The 17440-nt window shown below is 70.3% G+C and carries 16 protein-coding genes and 1 pseudogene; 7 read left to right on the top strand and 10 right to left on the bottom strand.

All coding sequences use genetic code 11. From position 1 onward, the window contains the following. The first annotated feature begins 620 nt into the window (after nt 1-620). From ACIBA9_RS18220 to ACIBA9_RS18205, 4 genes and pseudogenes are all read left to right on the top strand, one after another. Entirely contained in the window at nt 621-1490 is an 870-nt protein-coding gene (locus ACIBA9_RS18220; RefSeq protein WP_399364080.1) for a hypothetical protein, read from the top strand. 71 nt (nt 1491-1561) lie between these two features. After that, nucleotides 1562-1948, top strand: a complete 387-nt coding sequence (locus ACIBA9_RS18215; protein WP_399364078.1) for a hypothetical protein — start codon at nt 1562-1564, stop codon at nt 1946-1948. A 50-nt stretch (nt 1949-1998) separates the two neighbouring features. After that, on the top strand, nt 1999-2379 hold the full coding sequence (locus tag ACIBA9_RS18210; RefSeq protein ID WP_399364076.1) for a hypothetical protein: 381 nt from the start codon (nt 1999-2001) through the stop codon (nt 2377-2379). Between the two features lie 161 nt (nt 2380-2540). After that, nucleotides 2541-4067 (top strand): annotated as a pseudogene (locus tag ACIBA9_RS18205) (IS1182 family transposase); the annotation flags it as partial. Nucleotides 4068-4081: 14 nt separating this feature from the next. Here the strand turns inward: ACIBA9_RS18205 and ACIBA9_RS18200 are convergent. From ACIBA9_RS18200 to ACIBA9_RS18185, 4 genes are all read right to left on the bottom strand, one after another. Beyond that, nucleotides 4082-5521, bottom strand: a complete 1440-nt coding sequence (locus tag ACIBA9_RS18200; RefSeq protein WP_399364075.1) for an IS4 family transposase — start codon at nt 5519-5521, stop codon at nt 4082-4084. A gap of 360 nt (nt 5522-5881) precedes the next feature. After that, the gene (locus ACIBA9_RS18195; RefSeq protein ID WP_399364073.1) at nt 5882-6265 is read right to left on the bottom strand and encodes a hypothetical protein; all 384 of its coding nucleotides are present in this window, start codon (nt 6263-6265) and stop codon (nt 5882-5884) included. Between the two features lie 521 nt (nt 6266-6786). Then, on the bottom strand, nt 6787-7185 hold the full coding sequence (locus tag ACIBA9_RS18190; protein WP_399364071.1) for a (2Fe-2S) ferredoxin domain-containing protein: 399 nt from the start codon (nt 7183-7185) through the stop codon (nt 6787-6789). Continuing rightward, nucleotides 7182-9161 (bottom strand): heavy metal translocating P-type ATPase, encoded by a 1980-nt coding sequence (locus tag ACIBA9_RS18185; protein ID WP_399364069.1) that lies wholly within the window; start codon nt 9159-9161, stop codon nt 7182-7184. Before ACIBA9_RS18185 ends, ACIBA9_RS18190 begins: the two co-directional genes overlap by 4 nt. A 130-nt stretch (nt 9162-9291) precedes the next feature. Between ACIBA9_RS18185 and ACIBA9_RS18180 the strand changes: the two genes are divergently transcribed. Then, complete coding sequence (locus tag ACIBA9_RS18180; protein ID WP_399364067.1) at nt 9292-9678, top strand: ArsR/SmtB family transcription factor; 387 nt, start codon at nt 9292-9294, stop codon at nt 9676-9678. 164 nt (nt 9679-9842) lie between these two features. On the opposite strand, the gene ACIBA9_RS18175 is transcribed toward ACIBA9_RS18180, so the two are convergent. From ACIBA9_RS18175 to ACIBA9_RS18150, 6 genes are all read right to left on the bottom strand, one after another. Further along, nucleotides 9843-11048 (bottom strand): permease, encoded by a 1206-nt coding sequence (locus tag ACIBA9_RS18175; protein WP_399364065.1) that lies wholly within the window; start codon nt 11046-11048, stop codon nt 9843-9845. Between the two features lie 119 nt (nt 11049-11167). Further along, the gene (locus ACIBA9_RS18170; RefSeq protein WP_399364063.1) at nt 11168-12193 is read right to left on the bottom strand and encodes a hypothetical protein; all 1026 of its coding nucleotides are present in this window, start codon (nt 12191-12193) and stop codon (nt 11168-11170) included. Continuing rightward, entirely contained in the window at nt 12190-12630 is a 441-nt protein-coding gene (locus tag ACIBA9_RS18165; protein WP_399364061.1) for a hypothetical protein, read from the bottom strand. The genes ACIBA9_RS18170 and ACIBA9_RS18165 overlap by 4 nt, the downstream gene beginning before the upstream one ends. Before the next feature lie 109 nt (nt 12631-12739). Continuing rightward, nucleotides 12740-13600 (bottom strand): phosphatase PAP2 family protein, encoded by an 861-nt coding sequence (locus ACIBA9_RS18160; protein ID WP_399364059.1) that lies wholly within the window; start codon nt 13598-13600, stop codon nt 12740-12742. Next, nucleotides 13597-14403, bottom strand: a complete 807-nt coding sequence (locus ACIBA9_RS18155; protein ID WP_399364057.1) for a polyphosphate polymerase domain-containing protein — start codon at nt 14401-14403, stop codon at nt 13597-13599. The genes ACIBA9_RS18160 and ACIBA9_RS18155 overlap by 4 nt, the downstream gene beginning before the upstream one ends. Beyond that, nucleotides 14400-15053 (bottom strand): DUF4956 domain-containing protein, encoded by a 654-nt coding sequence (locus tag ACIBA9_RS18150; protein WP_399364055.1) that lies wholly within the window; start codon nt 15051-15053, stop codon nt 14400-14402. The genes ACIBA9_RS18155 and ACIBA9_RS18150 overlap by 4 nt, the downstream gene beginning before the upstream one ends. 159 nt (nt 15054-15212) lie before the next feature. Between ACIBA9_RS18150 and ACIBA9_RS18145 the strand changes: the two genes are divergently transcribed. Then, the gene (locus tag ACIBA9_RS18145) at nt 15213-15884 is read left to right on the top strand and encodes a response regulator transcription factor (RefSeq protein WP_399364053.1); all 672 of its coding nucleotides are present in this window, start codon (nt 15213-15215) and stop codon (nt 15882-15884) included. Next, nucleotides 15881-17254: an ATP-binding protein gene (locus ACIBA9_RS18140; RefSeq protein ID WP_399364051.1), complete on the top strand. Its 1374-nt coding sequence runs from the start codon at nt 15881-15883 to the stop codon at nt 17252-17254. Before ACIBA9_RS18145 ends, ACIBA9_RS18140 begins: the two co-directional genes overlap by 4 nt. The last annotated feature ends 186 nt before the right edge of the window (nt 17255-17440 follow it).

Below are 17440 nucleotides of genomic sequence, written 5' to 3'. Positions count from 1 at the left end.
CTGATTCCATGATGTGGCCCGGCTCGCTCAAGATCGTGTCCGAACGGGTGCCAACTCGTGCTCAATGGTGCTCATCACCGTGAAGGCGGCGGCAGCGAATCGGGCGGTTCACGAGTGCCGGCGGCGTGCGGGAGCACGGGCGAGGTGAACACCGGGCGGTTGCCGTGCCATGGACGGCGGTCGTGTACGGCGGTCGTCGGGCCCCACCGACCGGCGGCCTTGTCGCCCGTCAGTGCCTCGGCTGCAACCTCGCGTGGACCGCGCGGGCGGCACTCGGCGTGGTCAGCCCGGTCAGCACCCGGCACCGAGCAACATGAGCACTCCTGAGTACGGATCGGTCTGTTGGGTGAGCAGCGTGCCTTCGTAATGTCACGGCAAGTCCTCGCGGAGAGACGCGAGGTCGGCATCGTGGCGGCCCGGATCTCGCGTTTCCCGCGCGCGTCGTGTCGTGAGAGCTGCCCAGTGGAGGTCCAGTCTTGTTCCGATTACTCAGCCGGCACCATCTCTCGTCCATCGTCCTGGCTTTCGCGGTGTCCGTGACGGCACTGCTGCTGCCTTCGGGTGCTCACGCGCTCGAGGGACCCCCGTCCGATGTCCCCAGGGCGGAGCTTCGTGGTCTTGTGGAGGACGTCACGGCGGCGACCGCTCGTCGCTATCGCGCCGTGGACAGTGCGGGCCGCACGATGGACGCCGCCAAGGTGGTCGAGGAGTCACCTGGCCGCTACCTCGCCGTCTATCACACCCTCCGGCCGGATGGCCGGTTCCACGCGGCGCTCGCCGTTTCGACCGATCTGATGAACTGGACGTTCACCACCGACTTCGGCGCGGGGAGCTCGCAGCCCACCATCAAGAGCGTGTCCGACGGCGGGTACCTCGTGGCCTGGGAACAGGACCCGTCGAACCATGTCGCCGTCCATTACTACCCGGACCGCGATTCCCTGGTGCGGGGACGCGCGGCACGCTCCTACCAGGCCCCCACATCCCTGTCCTCGTGCGCCGAGGGAACCCCCAACATCTACTCCGTCCGTCTGGCCCCCGACATAGACCACTCCGTCATCGACCTCGGAGGCCACTACTACGCCGACTGCTCGGTGGACCGCCAGATGCGTGCCACCCTGACGAACTTCAGCTCGTGGAAAGCCATACGACAGAACAACGTCGACAACGCGATGCTCCACTGGGGGGTACGCGGAAACATAGGCGACCGCGACGACGCCGTGTTCCGGGGATTCCCCTACGGGCTCTTCGAAGGCCAGTACACCAAGGGGGACTTCGGCAGTTGGCGGGCCTTCCTCTACGACTACAGCACGGGAAACGCCGACCCTTTGAGGATCCGGACCGACAAGGGCAGCGCCGCCTTCGCGAACCCGTCACTCACCGTGCTGGACACACCTGACGGACACCGGGCGGTCATGGTCTCCCTGTTCATCCCGTCGGAGAACTCCGCAGCCGACGAGGCGGGGCAGCTCCTGTACTACCGCACGTACTGACCCTTCCTCCCGAACCCCGACACCGCTGCCGGGCTGAGGCGCAGCGGTTCACCCCAGAAGAAAGGAACACCATGGCGAAGTTCGTACGCCTTCTCGCCGTAGCAGCAGGAGGAGCCGGGATGCTCGCGGCCGCTCTGGCAACCGCTCCGGCCGCAAGCGCCGCCAACTACAAGTGCACCTACGCGGGACCCAGCGGCTACTCCGACCTCTGCATCCACGACGACCCCGAGGGCTACCGAGCGCAGCTGTTCGCGGACGAGGATCTACGCGACCGCACCCTGGACTTCAATCTGATCTGCGCCAACGGACGCTGGTTCGGCGACGACGGCTCGTTCCGCGCCTACCCGTACACCCAGTACTCGTACATCTTCAGCGTCGGCAGGCAGGGCAGCTGCTTCGTGCGGCTCATCGACAAGCAGAGCGGCAAGACCTGGGACACCCCGAGCATCACCAGGTGACGACCGCCGGAGCGGACGCATAGGCATCGCAGAACAAAGGAGAAGGAATCATGGGGACACGCACCAGGACCACAACCACCCTCGCGGGGGGCGCCGCGCTCACCACCGCACTCGTCCTGTTGCCCTCGGCCGCGGTTGCCGCACCCGTGTCGTGCGCGAACACGAGCGGCGGGTCCACCGTATGCATCGAAAACGACCCCGACGGCTACCGTGCCACCGTGACGCCCTGGCTCGATCTGGACGGCTCGACGCTGGACTTCAACCTGCGGTGCGCCAACGGCAGGTGGTTCGGCGACGGGGGCGCATTCAACGCCCAGACCGGTTACAGGCGGAGCTACATCTTCAAGGTGGGCAGTCAGGGCAGCTGCTTCGCGCGGCTCATCGACAGGGACACGGGCCAGACCTGGGACACCCCAAGTATCGTGCGCTGACCGGGCCGCACCCTGACCCGCCTCCATTTCCCGCCCCACGTGTTGCTGCCCCGCCCTGGAAGTCCAGACGCTGTTGGCGAATTCCGGGGCGCGCGTGACGTGGGCCTTCAAGACCCGGTTGTGGTCTTGAAGGCCGACGTTGTCGTACGGGGTGGGTGCGGGTGTCGATGCAGCCGAGCGGGCCGGGCGAGATCCCGGCGGAGACAGTGCGGGTGGCGCGGGCCGCGTTCCCGAAAGGGAGCCTGGCGATCCGGGTTCGGGACGAGCTGGGGGTGCTGTTCACCGACGCGCAGTTCGCGGATCTGTTCCCGGCGCGGGGAAAACCCGCCTGGTCGCCGGGCCGGCTGGCACTCGTGCTGGTGTTGCAGTTCGTGGAGGGGCTGACTGACCGGCAGGCCGCGGAGGCGGTGCGGGCGAGGATCGACTTCAAGTACGCGCTCGGGCTGGAACTCGGTGATCCGGGCTTCGATTTCTCGGTCCTGTCGGAGTTCCGGGACCGTCTGATCGAGGCTGAGGCCGGGCGGCGGGTTCTGGATGCCATCCTGGTCGCGGCTCGGGAGAAACGGCTGCTCAAGAGCGCGGGCCGGGCCCGCACCGACTCCACGCACGTATTGTCCGCGGCCCGTGAGCTGTGCTGGCTGGAGAAGGTTACAGAGACACTGCGGTCAGCATTGAACGCGCTGGCAAAGGCGGCCCCCGACTGGCTGGTTGACATCGCTGAACCGGACTGGTTCAAGCACTACGCGACGAAGGCCGAGGACTCCCGGTTTCCCCAGGCCCGCACGAAGCGGGACGAGGTGGGCCTGCGAATCGGTAGGGACGGGGCGCGGCTGCTTGAGGCCGTCCTCTCACCGGTGGCGCCCGGAGATCTGCGGGATCTGCCTGAGGTCGAGATCCTACGGCGGATGTGGGTTCAGAACTTCCATCTGCTCGACGGTGAGGTGATGCGCCGGGGCCCAAAAGACCGGCCACCAGGTGCGATGCGCCTGGTCACTCCCTATGACATCGAAGCGCGTGGCAGCGTCAAACGCGACACCCTCTGGCACGGTTACAAGGTCCATCTCACCGAGACTTGCGAGCCCGACGTCCCGAACCTGATCACGAACGTGGTCACCACCGCCGCCACCGTCTCCGATGACCGCATGGCGGCAGTCGTCCACGCAGATTTGGCCGAGCGGGGCCTGCTTCCGCGCGAGCACTGGGTCGATGCCGGATACGCCAACGCCGCAGCCATGACGGACGCCCGTGATCACGGCGTCGCACTGCACGGACCACTCAAGTCGGTGACCAGTTCGCAGGCCCGAACAAGAGCCGCCTACGGCCAGGACGCCTTCACCGTCGACTGGGACAACCAGCGTGTGACCTGCCCCGACGGGCGCACCAGCACCAGCTGGCGGGAAGACCGTTCCCAGCACGGTCTTGCGGTGGTCCGGGCCCAGTTCCGCGTGCGTGACTGCCGGCCATGTCCCGTCGTGCACGACTGCGTCCCGGCCCTGAAGACCAGGGGCCGGGCCATCACCCTGCGCCCGCAGCAGGCCCACCAGGAACTCCAGCAGGCTCGCGCCCTACAGCAGACCGAAGAGTGGAAAGAGCGCTACAAGATCCGCGCCGGGATCGAAGGCACCGTCTCCCAGAGCGTGAACCGATGCGGCCTGCGCAGATCCCGCTACCGGGGCCTGGCCAAGACCCAATGCCGGGAAGTTTAGGTTCGCCATCGTCGTGTTCGGTCAGTGGCGGTGGTGAGGGTGAGGGTGATCTCCGCGGTGGGGATCGGGGTGTTTTTCCTGGTCGAGCTGTAGGCGAAGGTCGAGATCGGGCGTTTGACGCGGCGGGGCTGGATCCTGGTCGGGCGGTGCTGCGGGGCGAGCTCGCGGGGGTGCAGGATGGCGCGGTGGATCACAGGAGTGAGCCGATGCCCCGGGTGTCTGATCGTTCCAGTCGCGGTGATCACCGTGTTGCGGGCGGTCCGGACGGTAACGGCCAGAGAGATTCGTGAGGGAGCGATCCCGGCTTGCCGGGCAGCGTCGACAGCGATCTGCCGCGCAGCCTGGTAGACGACGAGCAGACCGAGCAGTTCCTGCCGGGCGTCGTCGGTGTGGTGAGAGCGCAACACGCGGTCCGAGCCGCGCAACGTGACCTTCAGTCCGAAGTACGCGGTCTCGGCCTGCCACCTGCGGTGATAGAGCTCGGCGAGTTCGGCCGCAGGGTAGCGCTGATGGTCCAGCAGTGTGGTGAACAGCCGCAGGGTCGTGGCAGTCGTTGTGCCGTCGGCGGCGCGGACTGTCACCGTGGCCTCGATCACGCGGATGGCCACGCCGGCGATCTGCGGCGCGATCGTGCGCCGGTGACGGGTCCACCGGCGCAGCCGGTCGCGTTCGTTGGTCCCGGTGGACATCGAGAGGTAAGTGCCGTCGGGAAGGGCGTGGAGCACCGGTGGCTGCAGGTCGGCGCTCATCCGCCACAGCAGTTGCGCCCCGGTGACCGCGGCCGACCGGGCGAGTGCGAAGCCTTTGCTGCCCCGGTCGGCCAGCACCAGCATTCCCGGCCTCAGTGCCCGGCACAGCATCGTGCACTGCGACTCCTCGGACTGGGTCCACGGCCCGAGTACCGCGTCGATCAATGCCCTGGTGCCGCACTCGACCAGCGCGGACAGCCGGATCATAGGGAAGCCGCAGACCCCGTTCCTCCCAGAAGCCCGGCCGCAGTACGACCGGTTGGCCTCGCTGTCCGCGACCAGGATGCCCGTGCTATCCCAGGCCACCGTGCGAAGTCCCCGCCACCATGATCCAGTCGCGCCGTCGGCCGCTAACGCCCCCTTGACCTGGTCGAACAGCACAGACAGCGGCTCCGAGCCGAGTCGACGCCGAGCCTGACGCAAGGCCGCCGCGGACGGATCGATGTCCGGCATGCCCGGTGCGGCCACCAGAGCAGCCCAGGCACCCCGGTACCCACACTCGCCGAACAGCGCCATGGCCAGCACGAAGTACACCACCACCCGCGCAGGCAGCTTCCGCACCCGCACCTGCACACGCTCGGTCTTTGCCAGCACCTCGTCCACCAGCGACGGCGTGATGACCTGGGTCAGCTCTCCCAAGTGCCCAGCCGCGAAGGCCGTTCCACACTCATCGACGTGCGCAGGCATGCCAGACTGAACCATGGGGCTCCTCGTAGTAACGGTGTCTTGGTCGACTTCCGTCCTACGCGGAGCCCTGTCTCTCTACACCAACTTCACCAAACCGCTTGACAGCAGTCTCGCATCGCAAACTTCCCGGCATTGGGCCAAGACCAGCCTCCAGCACCAGCTCACCGGCGCCGCGATCAACCTCGCCCGCATCGACGCCCACCTCACCGAAATACCACGAGCTCGCACGCGCACCAGCCACTTCGCAGCGCTCGGCCCCGCCGAGCCAAGGCTCAGCGGGGCCGAGTAGCGTCACCCCGCATTAACCAACAGCGTCTGGAAGTCCAGGGCGGGGCAGCAACACGTGGGGCGGTGCCCGGATCAGCCGTTCACGGCCGGGCCCTGGATTCGCTGGCCGTTGTCGACATCGATCAGCACGCCCCAGCACTTGCCCTGGTTGCCGACGGCGAAGGTGTAGCTCCGCCAGGTCTGTGACCACTGCGTGAAGGCACCCTCGTCACCGAACCAGCGCCCGTTGGCACAGTCCAGGTTGAAGTCGAGGGTGTCCACCTGGTTCCCCGGGTTCCACGCCTTGTAATAGGAGACGCTGTAGCCGTTGTTCCTGAACTTCAGGCACAGCTCGCCCCAACCCTGGTGGCTCACGCAGGTGCCCCGGTCGTCCGCCTGAGCGCTTGCCGCCGGCACCGCGGTCGTCGCCAGCAAGGCGGCGCCGAGTGCGATCCCCGCTCGAGACAGTGTTCTCATGATCCTGAATCTCCTTGGCCAACTCACGGAAGCGCCGAAGCGCTACTGACGTGAGCAGCCTGACGGAGTGCGTTGCTCAATCAACAGTTCGTACGGTGCTCACTGCTGCCCAGCCGACCAGATCCTCGCGGATCGCCGGCAGCGAATCGGTGGGCGACAGGGGCGAGGGCGGCTCGGGACTCCCGTCGCAGGCGCCTGGGTAGGGGCCGTCGGTCGCCGACGGCACGGACCGCGTGCCGGCCGTCCAGCTGGTCCGGGAGGCGCTGGCGGACCCGACCGCACAGCAGCGCGAGCTCCTGCACGTCATGTACTTCCGCGGTCTCGGCGTGAACAACGTATCGGAGTCCTGGCCATCGCGCCGGGGACGGCTCTTCGTCGCGCAGGTCATCGCCCTGGTCGCACCGGCCGGCCCCGGTCGCGCTCGGCCTGCTCGCATACGAGATCCGGGGCGCCGACGCCGGGAGTCGTCGGCTTCCTCTCTCCAAGCCGCCGGCGGACACACCGCAAACAGACGGCCTCGCTCAGTCTTCGACGGCCCGGCGCACGCGGCGCGACGGGCTGAACTCGTACAGGTCGAGGATGTCGGGCGGTTCGGCGAGACCGGGGCCGCCGTTTCGGACCCAGGTGGCGATATCAGCGGTCGCGTCGGGGTCGTTCACCAGCCCGAGCCAGACCGGCCGACCGCCCGCCGCCCGGCCGGTCGAGGACGGAGTTACGACGATGACGTTGGCCTGCTCGCAGGCGTCGAGGCAGTTCACCGCGCGGACTCGGGCGACCGCCCCCAGTTCGGCTTTGAGACCGGCCAGTTGGGCGGCGTGGTCGACGCCCGGGACCTTGGCGGTGCCGCAGCAGCAGCCTCGGCACACGGTCACCGTGCACCGGGGCGCCGCCTGCGCAGCGGGCGCCTTCCGCCGGCTCACTCGGCCGCCCGCCGCCAGGCCGCCTCGCGCAGCAGCCGAAGGCCGTTGAGGCCGACGATGACGGTGGAGCCCTCGTGGCCGGCGACACCGAGCGGGAGCGGAAGGGTGCCGACCAGGTCCCAGACCACCAGGCCGGCGATGAAGACACCGGCGATGACCAGGTTCTGCACGACGAGCCTCCGGGCGCGCCGGGACAGGGAGATCACGGCGGGCACGGTGGTGAGCTCGTCGCGGACGATGACCGCGTCGGCGGTCTCCAGGGCCAGGTCGGAGCCTGCCCGTCCCATCGCCACACCGGTGTGGGCGGCAGCGAGCGCCGGGGCGTCGTTGACGCCGTCGCCGACGGCCATCACCTTGTGGCCGGCGCCCTGCAGTTCCTTGACCGCGTCCACCTTGTCCTGCGGCAGCAGGCCGGCCCGCACGTCCTCGATGCCGGCCTCGTGGGCAAGGCGGGCGGCGGCGCGCGGGTTGTCGCCGGTCAGCAGCACGGGCGCGGTTGCGGTCAACGTGGCCAGGGAGGACACGGTCGCGGCCGCGTCGTCGCGCAGCCGGTCGGCGATGCCCAGCAGACCGGCAGGGGTGCCGTCGACTGTGACCAGGACGGCGGTCCGGCCGCCGTCCTCCAGCTCACCGGCGACCACCGAGGCCCGCGCGGATCCCGGGTCGGCGGCCCCGTCGAGCAGCCGCGCCGGCGCTCCGACGGCGATCTTGCGTCCGTCGACGGTCGCGGTGACTCCGACGCCGGGCGTGGATCCGAAGTCCTCGGCCACCGGCAGGTCCAGATCCCGCTCGCGCGCCGCGTCGACCACCGCCCGCGCCAGCGGGTGCTCACTCGGGTGTTCCGCCGCCGCGGCGAACGTCAGCAGTTCGCCCTCCTCCAGCCCGGCTCCGGCCAGCGGCCTTACGTCGGTGACGCGCGGGGTGCCCTCGGTCAGCGTGCCGGTCTTGTCGAGCGCCACGGCGTCGACCTCACCGAGCCGCTCCATGACCACCGCGGACTTCACCAGCACGCCGTGACGGCCGGAATTGGCGATGGCCGACAACAGCGGCGGCATGGTCGCCAGCACGACCGCGCACGGCGAGGCCACGATCATGAAGGTCATCGCCCGCAGCAGCGAACCGGTCAGAGCGGCACCGAAGGCGAGCGGGACGAGGAAGACGGCCGGCGTCGCCGCCACCATACCCAGCGAGTAGCGCTGTTCGACCTTCTCGATGAACAGCTGGGTCGGTGCCTTGGTCTCGGACGCCTCCCCCACCATGCGCACGATCCGGGCGATCACCGTGTCCGAGGCGTCCCGCTCGACGCGCACCCGCAACGCACCGGTGCCGTTGAGGGTGCCGGCGAACACCTCGTCCCCCTTCTCCTTCGCGAGGGGCAGAGGCTCGCCGGTGATGGTGGCCTGGTCGACGTCGCTCGCCCCGTCGAGGACCCGGCCGTCGGCACCGACGTGCTCGCCGGGCCGGACGAGGATCGTGTCACCGACGGTCAGCTTCTCGACGGCGACGCTCTCCTCACGGCCGTCGGCGTCGACACGGGTCGCCGTGGCCGGCGCGAGATCGAGCAGCCCCCGCACGGAGTCGGCCGTGCGCGCCGTAGCGAGGGCTTCCAGGGCACCGGAGGTGGCGAAGATGACGATCAGCAGCGCACCGTCCGTCACCTGCCCGATCGCCGCCGCCCCAAGCGCAGCCACGACCATCAGCAGGTCGACATCGAGCGTCCTGTCCCGCAACGCCTGGAGCCCCGCCCAGCCCGGCTCCCAGCCGCCCGCCGCATAGGTCAGGGCGTACAGCGGACCCCACGTCCACGCCGGGGCGCCGGTCAGCTGCAAGGGCAGCGCGATCAGGAACAGGACAAGGGCGGCGGCGGCCCAGCGGGCCTCGGGCAGCGCCAGGACGCGGGTACGGCGCCTGGGCCCGGCGATGTCACGCGCGCGGGCGGCCCGATCGGCGGAGGCCGGGCCGAGAGTGGAGGTCATCTGGGAAGTCCTTCGCGGGGCATGACGTTCTCGCGGACGGCCGGAGACCCGGCGCCGCTCCTCCCACCGTACAGGACAGCATGAAGACCCATTCATGCGTTCATGGATGCTTCTCCGTAGGATGAAGGCCATGGGGCATGGAGCTGACGGAAAGACCACCGCCACCGCGCGCGAGCGCCTGGAGGCCGTGGGCGCCGCCGACGTGGCCGCCACTCTTCAGGCGCTCGCCACACCCTCCCGCCTGCGGATCCTCGCCCACCTGCAGGAAGGCCCGTGCGCGGCGACGGAACTCGCCGACGCCGTCGCCATGGAACAGTCCGCTTGCTCCCACCAGCTGCGCCTGCTGCGCAATCTCGGCCTGGTCACCACCGAACGCCGGGGCCGCTCGGTCATCTACGCGCTCTACGACAACCACGTGGCCGACCTGCTGGAGCAGGCCCTCCACCACGTCGAGCACCTGCGTCTCGGGCTGCGCGACACCCCGGCCACCACCGATACGGCGGCCGGGGTTCGCTGAGCCTCACGGCGGCAGTGCCGGGCGGCGGAACCGGCCGGCCGTCCGGGCTGGGCAAGACGCGCGGCGAGGTGGCGGTCACAGATCTACTCCAGCATGTGGATGGCGGTTCGGGGATCGGCCCGTGGGCAGAAGGGGTCCTCCACCCACGGGTGGAGGACCGCGCTTCAGTGGTGGTGCCCGCCGTGTGTGTCCTCTGCCGGGTGCCCGTGCTGCGGGTGACGGGTGTGATCGTGGCCGGTGTCGGGTGAGCCGCCCATCATGCGGAGCATGGACAGTCCGCCGGTGCGCCAGAAGCGCATCAGGAGCACCGCGGCAAGGACGAGGAAGGCGATGTTGAGCCAGGTGGTGTAGTTCCAGCTCACGCCCTCCATGGGGATCTTCGCATCGGCCTGGTCGGGGATCAGGCCGAGCCCTCCGAAAGCGAATTCGACGATGTAGCCGGCGAGGACCATCGCGAGATAGAAGGTGCCGAGCAGGAAGGCGGCCATCCTGGCGCCGTAGTACTTCCGGTAGATGTTGAGGATCGGCAAGATCAGCAGGTCGGCGAAGATGAACGCCACCACGCCGCCGAAGCTGATGCCGCCCTTCCACAGCACCACCGCCAGCGGCACGTTGCCGATGGAGCACACGAATGAGGCAATCGCCACCAGTGGGCCGACGATCGGACCCCACAGCTTGGAGGCGAGTGGGTGGCCGTCGAAGAAGAAGGTGCGCCAGAAGGCATCGGGAACCCAGGCGGCGATGGCGCCGGCGATGAGCAGGCCGACGATCAGGTCGCGCAGGATCGCCGCCCACTCCATGACGAAGACGTGTGAGGTCGAGGTGAAACCGTCGCGGGAGAACAGGCGCCGGGCGAAGGAACCCTCGCCTGCTACGGACATGTCCATCGCGGCGTGGCCCTCCATCGAGCCGGCCAGTCCGTGTTCGGCCTGCTCGCGGGCGGCGCGCAGGAGTGTGTCACGCAGGAAGAGGCGGAACAGGACCGCCAGCACGGTGATCATGATCGGGCCGCCGATGAATTCGGCGGCGGTGAACTGCCAGCCCATCAACAGGGCCAGGATCACGCCCAGCTCGACGACCAGGTTGGTGGAGGCGATTTCGAAGGCCATCGCGGCGGTGAAGTTCGCACCCTTGCGGAACAGCGAGCGGGCCAGCGCGACCGCCGCGTATGAGCAGGATGACGACGCCGCGCCCAGGCCGGCTGCGACGGCGAGGGTACGGGGCCGGTCATCACCCAGGAGCGAGACCACGGTGGACTTGCGGACCACGGCCTGGACGACGGCGGACAGGGTGAAGCCCAGAATCAGGGCCCAGGTGATCTCCCAGGTCATCGACCCGGCAATCGACAGTGCGTGCAGTACGGCGTGCATCTGTGAAGCCTTCCTCCGTAAGGGTCCGGCCCGCCACCCGACAGGCGCGCTCTCTTCGGGTGCGCGTCCGTCGGGCGGTGGTGCGGGGCGCCGCCTTGTCGGCGACGCCCCGCTGGAATTCAGCCGACGCGCAGGGTCAGGGCGGCGGCGTGGAGTGTGCCGCCGGTCTGGAACTGCAGGAACAGCCGCCAGTTGCCGGAGGTGGGCAGTTCGGCGTGGAAGGTCAGGCCGGGGCCGCCGTGGTCGCCGCTCACCTTGGTGGTCGGATGGAGGTGGGCGAACGCGGCGTCGCCTTCGTGGAAGGCGGTCAGGTGGGCGTAGGTGTCCAGGTAGGGCTGCAGGTCGGTGACGGGCTTTCCGTCCTTGGCGATGCGGACGGTCAGCGTGTGCGCCATGCCGGCCATGGGCTCGCCCTTGACGGTGACGGTGTACCCGTCGGCCTGCGTGCTGGTGCTCGGTGCGGGCAGCGGGGTCTTGGGGGCGTTTCCGGGCACGGCGACGGTGCGCGAGAGCACGAAATCCTTGCCCTTGCCAGGCCCGGCATCGGGAGTGAAAGAGGCGAACAGGCGCCAGGAGCCCGGTGTGAGGGAGGACAGAGCAGCCGTCCAGGTGCCGTCGGCGGCCATGGTCGGGTGGACATGCTGGAATCCGGTCAGATCGGAGCGGATCGCGTAGAGGTGCATCCGCTTGGTCTGGTCGAGGGCGAAGCCGGTGACCGGCTTGCCGTCCGGGCCCGTGACCGTGAACCGGTAGGCGTTCTGCTTGCCGGGCGGCGCAGTCGTGTCCTTGGAGGTGAGGCGGTAGCCGCCCTGGGTGTCGGACAGGCCGTTACCGGAAGCCATGCGATCCATGCCGGGCATGTCATCCGTCGACGGCGACGTGCTGACCGCGGAGGACGTGCCGCCGTGGGCCATGCCCGGCATGGACGAGGAATTGCCGGAGGAACCGCAGGCGGCCGGCGTCAGCGCGAGAGCGGCTGCGACGCCGACCGCTGCGAGGCCGCGGTGGCGCGCGGTGAAACGGTACGAGGTGACCATCGAAGCGGGGATCTTTCCGGGTGGGCGCACCACACCGGTGGTGCGCGGAAACGAGCAGGACACGGTGCCGGTTCCGGCCTGGGGCCGGGCCCGGCGCGCGCCTGTCACGTCCGCGCGATACACACCTGAAGCAGGAGATCCCGTCCGCCATCCGGTGGTCCGCGCCGCCCCTGGGCGCCGGCCACCGCCCGCAGTCGGGTCAGCGTCCACAGGGCGAGCACGGCGGCACCTGCCACGGCGAGCGGGCCGGGCGCAGGCAGGGGGATGCGCTCGTGGGCGGGGGTCGACACGCACGGCGCTCCGGGCATCCCGGAGTGGTCGGCGGCCCGGACGGCGGAGCCGGGACCGCGCCCGCTCGGCGGGTGGGCCGTGAGCAGTGCGGCGGTGCCGTGGCCACTGGTCATCGGGGAGGCCGCGGTCATGGCGCCGTGGCAGCCCTCGGCGGCCGTGGCCGGGGCTCCGTGCATGAAGAAGAGCCCGAACAGCACCGCGCACACCGCCGGCAGCCGGCGGACACCCCGCCTGCCCGCCTGTGCGCTGTCCACGGCCATGCCCCTTCCCGTCTCGTTCCTGTCGCCCGTACCGCCATACCCCGCCGGGGTATCGACCGCGCGTGAGTCGTGGCACGGGCAGATCGCCAGGGCTTCAGGGAGGTCAGTGTCCGCTGACGGCGAGTTCGTAGTCGCCGATCAGGTCGCCGAGCAGGGTGCCGGCGGTGAGGTCGCTGGTGACGTGGCCGGCCATGTAGAGGCGGGAGTAGAGGACTTCGTCCTGCATCCACCGGTATTCCTCGGCGCGGTGCGGGGAGAGGACGCTGAGGAAGGTGACGGCTGCGGCGGAACGGGTGGCGTGCCGGGAGGGGTAGGAGTACGGGCCCTTGGCGCCGGGCTTGATGTGCTTGTCGGGGCGCAGGGTCGGGTCAAGGACGAACGGGGCGGGCTGCTTGTCCTTGGCGGCCAGCTGGTCGCTGATGGTCTTGGCCATCTTCAGCGCCGCCTTGAGCTCGGCCTTCTCGGCCGTGCCCTGCGCGGCGGGGATCAGTTCACGCCGGTCGTGCAGGTAGAGCTTCCAGATGTCCTTCTTGCCGTGGAGCTCCAGCCAGGTCGCGGCCTTCTTCCCCGCCGCCGTGCGGGTCTTCGCCAGTCGCTGGTCCGCACGGAGTTCGGCGGTGCGCTGCGCGGCCGACGGCGGTGCCGGGACCTGCTGGGCGGCAAAGGCGGCGAACGCCTTGTCGTCGCGGGTGGTGCCGTGCGCCTTCTGCCACTGGGCGAAGAGGGCGTCCGCCTTCTTGCGCTGGGCCGCCGCCCGCTTGCCGATCGTGGCGATCTCTGCGTCGGTGAAGAGCGTGGGCGGCGGGTTCCGCTTGATCAGCGCCGCCACGCCGGGCTTCTTCTTCGCTGAGCCGCCGGTGGCGGCCGAGACCAGCTGCGGTCGCACCACGCCGATGGCGACGGCCGCGACGGCGAGCAGCGCGATCAGGGCGTACGGCCATGTGATGCCGCGCGGGACGTTCATGCGGCGGGGGTCCTTTCGTAGAGCGGTACCGTGCTCGCCCCGGTGGTGAAGTGGGTGCGGGCGAGGCGGCGTACGTCGTTGTCGGGGAGGCCGGGGGTGAGCAGGGACTGGCCGATGACGTACTTGCTGAGGGAGACGGGCTTGGCGCCCAGGTTCAGCAGCAGCCGGTCGGCCGGGGCCGGCCGGACCCCGCCCTTGGTCTCGACGAGCACATGGCCGGAGTCGAGCGCGGCGGTGCGCTCGCCCTGGTGGCAGGTGAGTGCGCCGTCGAGGGTGGCGCGGGTGCCGTGGTCCAGGTCGGCGAGGGCCGCGCGGACGTAGCGGACCTCTGCGGCGGGGGTCAGTTCCCTGGTCGTGACAGGGATGCCGGACGCGGCCAGCACCTCGTCCACGAATTCGGTTGCCTGCGCGTCGAGTTCACCGTACGCGGCGGCCGGGACCTTGAGGGCGTGCTTGACCGTGGCGCCGCGGCCGTCCTTGGTCTTCACCTCGACCCGGCACAGCCCGTCCTCGGCGTAAAGGCGGGTGCGGACCTTCCAGCGTCGGCGGCGCCGCTGGACGTGGGCCCGCCAGGCGCCGAGCTGCTCGGTGTCGAAGTACGTGCTGAGGTAGCTCGTCGTACGACGGCCGGCCAGGTCCAGGACGCGGTGACTGTCGGCGAGCCGGGCGACGAGGTCGCGGGCGCGGTCGAGGGGGAGCAGGTACTTGCGGTCGGTGCGGTGCTGGAGCGCGGCCGCCGCGTCGACCTCGGCGAGCGTGGCGCCGCGCAGGGCGTCCAGGCCGAGGTCCAAGGCGAGGCTCATGCGGCGGTCACCTGCTCGCGGGGTTCGGCGTCCTGGGCGGCGGCGGGCTCCTCCGGTACGGCGGGGTAGCGGGCGGAGACCCGGGTGGTCTCGCGGACGTAGTCGACCTCGTCCACGACCACCGACAGGGGCGCCTGGCCGAAGCGGAGCGCCACGTCGTGGGCTATGAGCGCGGGCTCGGGGTAGATCCGGTCGAGGGTGAGCTTGACCGTGTGGCTCGGGGGCTCGTAGGACTTCGGGTCGTCCACCAGCAGCACCGCCAGCAGCACCACGGCGTCCAGTACGGCGACCAGCCACAACTGCCGGTGCGGCAGCCCCGTGCACAGGGCGATGACGAGCGTCACGAAGGTGTAGGCGACGTCGCGTAGGGTGAACGCCGCGCTGCGCAGGCGGACCAGGGAGAGGATGCCGAACAGGCCGAACCCGACCCCGGCCGGGAACTTCCCGGCGCTGATCGTGCTCATCGCGGCGAACAGGCCGATGTTCAGTGCGGTGAGCACCAGCGGCATGGCCGGGGCGCTGGGGCGGCGCCGGTAGGGCCGGCCGACCAGGATCAGCAGCGCGATGACGTCGAGACCGCCACGGGTCATCAGGTCCATCGGCGCGATGTGGCTGGTGATGCCCTGGGCGGCGAGCACCAGTGCGTGCATGTCTGTCCCTTCCGTCCCGGCGCATGGCAACGGCGGACCGGTCGCGGCCCGCGGAGCACCGCGACGTGAACGACGGTAGGGAAGTCACATGAACAGACCATGAAGCCTCCCCCGGCTCCCGAAATCCGGACACCTGCGCGGGCCGCTAGCCTGACGGGCATGCGCTATCTGGTCGTCGACGACGAGACCCGCCTCACGGACCTGGTCGTCCGCTACCTCACCGAATCCGGGCACACCGCCGAAGGCCACTACGACGGACCGTCCGGGCTCGCCGCCGCCCGCGACCCGCGCGTGGACGCCGTGGTCCTCGACGTCATGCTGCCCGGCATGGACGGGGTCCAGGTGTGCCGGACACTGCGCGAGGAAGGCATACACATCCCCGTCATCCTGCTCACCGCGCGCGCCGCGATCAGTGAGCGGGTCGCCGGCCTGGACGCCGGTGCCGACGACTACCTGGTCAAGCCGTTCGCCATGGAGGAGCTGTCGGCCCGGCTGCGCGCGATATCCCGGCGCCGCCCCGAGCACTCCGGGCGGCTGAAGGTCGCCGACCTCGTCCTCGACCCCGAGCAGCAGCGTGCCTGGCGGAGTGACACCGAACTCGACCTCTCCCGCCGCGAGTTCGATGTGCTGCGGGTGCTGATGGAGAACGCCGGTCGCGTGGTCACCCGCCTGCGGCTGCTCGAGGAGGTCTGGGACGGCGAGACCGACCTGCGCAGCAACGCCATCGACGTCCACGTCTCCAAGGTGCGCGCCAAGGTCGACCGCGCCTTCGACCGTACGACGATCACGACCCTGCGCGGGCGCGGCTACCGTCTGGAGACGACTCCATGACCCTGCCCGGCCGGTCGGGGCCGTGGTTCAGGCGGCTGCCCGTCGTCACGCGCCTCGTGCTGGCCGTCGCCATCACCATGTCCCTGGTGCTGACCGGGGCGGCCGGACTGGTCTACTGGCGGGTCAGGACCGCCCTCGACCAGCAGCTGAACGACGACCTGACCACCTACCGGCACAGTCTCGACCAGGCGGTACGCGCCGGAAACCGGCTGCCCCCCGGCCCCAGCGGCAGCCTCCGGCAGGTCCTCGACGCACACGGCCGCGTCCTCACCTCCAGCGACTCCCTCCGCCACCAGCCGCTGCTCACCCGCGCCGAACTCCGCGCCGTCACGCGTGGCGCCACCATCCGGCGCGACGTCGGCTCCCTGCTGCCGATCACCCCCGGCACCCTGCGCCTCCAGGCGAAACGCGTCACGGCGAACGGACAGACCCGGATCGTGATCGCCGCCGTCCGGCGCGGCCACCGCGACGAGGCACTGCGCGAACTCCTCGCCCAACTGGCCCTCGCCTCCGGCCTGACCCTCATCGCCGCCTCCTACGTCGGCTACCGCACCGCACGCGCCGCCCTGCGTCCCGTCGAGCGTTACCGCCGCGGTGCCGCCACCCTCGCCGACGGCGCCCAGAACCTGCGCCTGGACGTGCCCGCCGACCACGACGACGAGATCACCCGCCTCGGCCACACCCTCAACCACATGCTCGACCGCCTCGAGGAGTCCGCCGAACGCGAGCGCCGCTTCGTCGCGGACGCCAGCCACGAGCTGCGCACGCCGCTGTCCCTGCTGCGGGCCGAGGTCGACGTCGCCCTGCACCGCCCCCGCTCGGCCGGGGAGCTCACCGAGACCCTGCGCTCCGTGGACGCCGAGGTACAGCGCCTGATCGACCTCTCCAACGCCCTGCTGGACCTGGAAGAACTCGGCAGCACCCAGCACATCACCCGGGCCCCCGTGGAACTCGCCGACCTCGTCGACACCGCCGTCGCTCCGCATCTGCGCACCGCCGAGCGGGCGGGGCGTACGGTGACCGTCGACGCGGCCCGCGTGACCGTCGACGTCGACGCCCGGTGGCTGCGGCCCGCGATCGGCAACCTGCTCGACAACGCCCTGCGCCACGGCCGGGGAGCCGTCCACCTCACCGCCACCGTCCACGACGGCAGGCTGCGACTCCGCGTCACGGACGAGGGGACCGGCTTCCCGCCCGAGTTCCTGCCCCGGGCGTTCGACCGCTTCGCCCGCGCCGAGACCAGCCGCACCAGCGAGGGATCCGGCCTCGGGCTCGCCTTCGTCCACGCGGTGGCCATCGCCCACGGCGGCGCCGCACACGCCGAGAACACCGGGCGCGGGGCCTGCGTCATCCTCGACCTGCCCTGCTGACCAGCGCCCGAGCCGGGCCGCCGCCGCGTACGGCGAGGGCATGGCCCCGCCCCTCGCGGGCCCCCTGGCTCATCTGACCCCCTTGTTTCCGACCCCGACACGCTTCCAGGCGGCCGAGGAGTTCTTCACCCGCCATGGTGGCGAGATCGTCACCGTCGCCCGCTTCATCGAAGGACTGCGCGGCGG

The organism is Streptomyces sp. NPDC051452, assembly GCF_044454765.1.
Classification (GTDB): Bacteria; Actinomycetota; Actinomycetes; order Streptomycetales; family Streptomycetaceae; genus Streptomyces.
The sequence above is the reverse complement of the archived record's forward strand: the minus strand, read 5'-3'. Positions and strand labels throughout refer to the sequence as shown.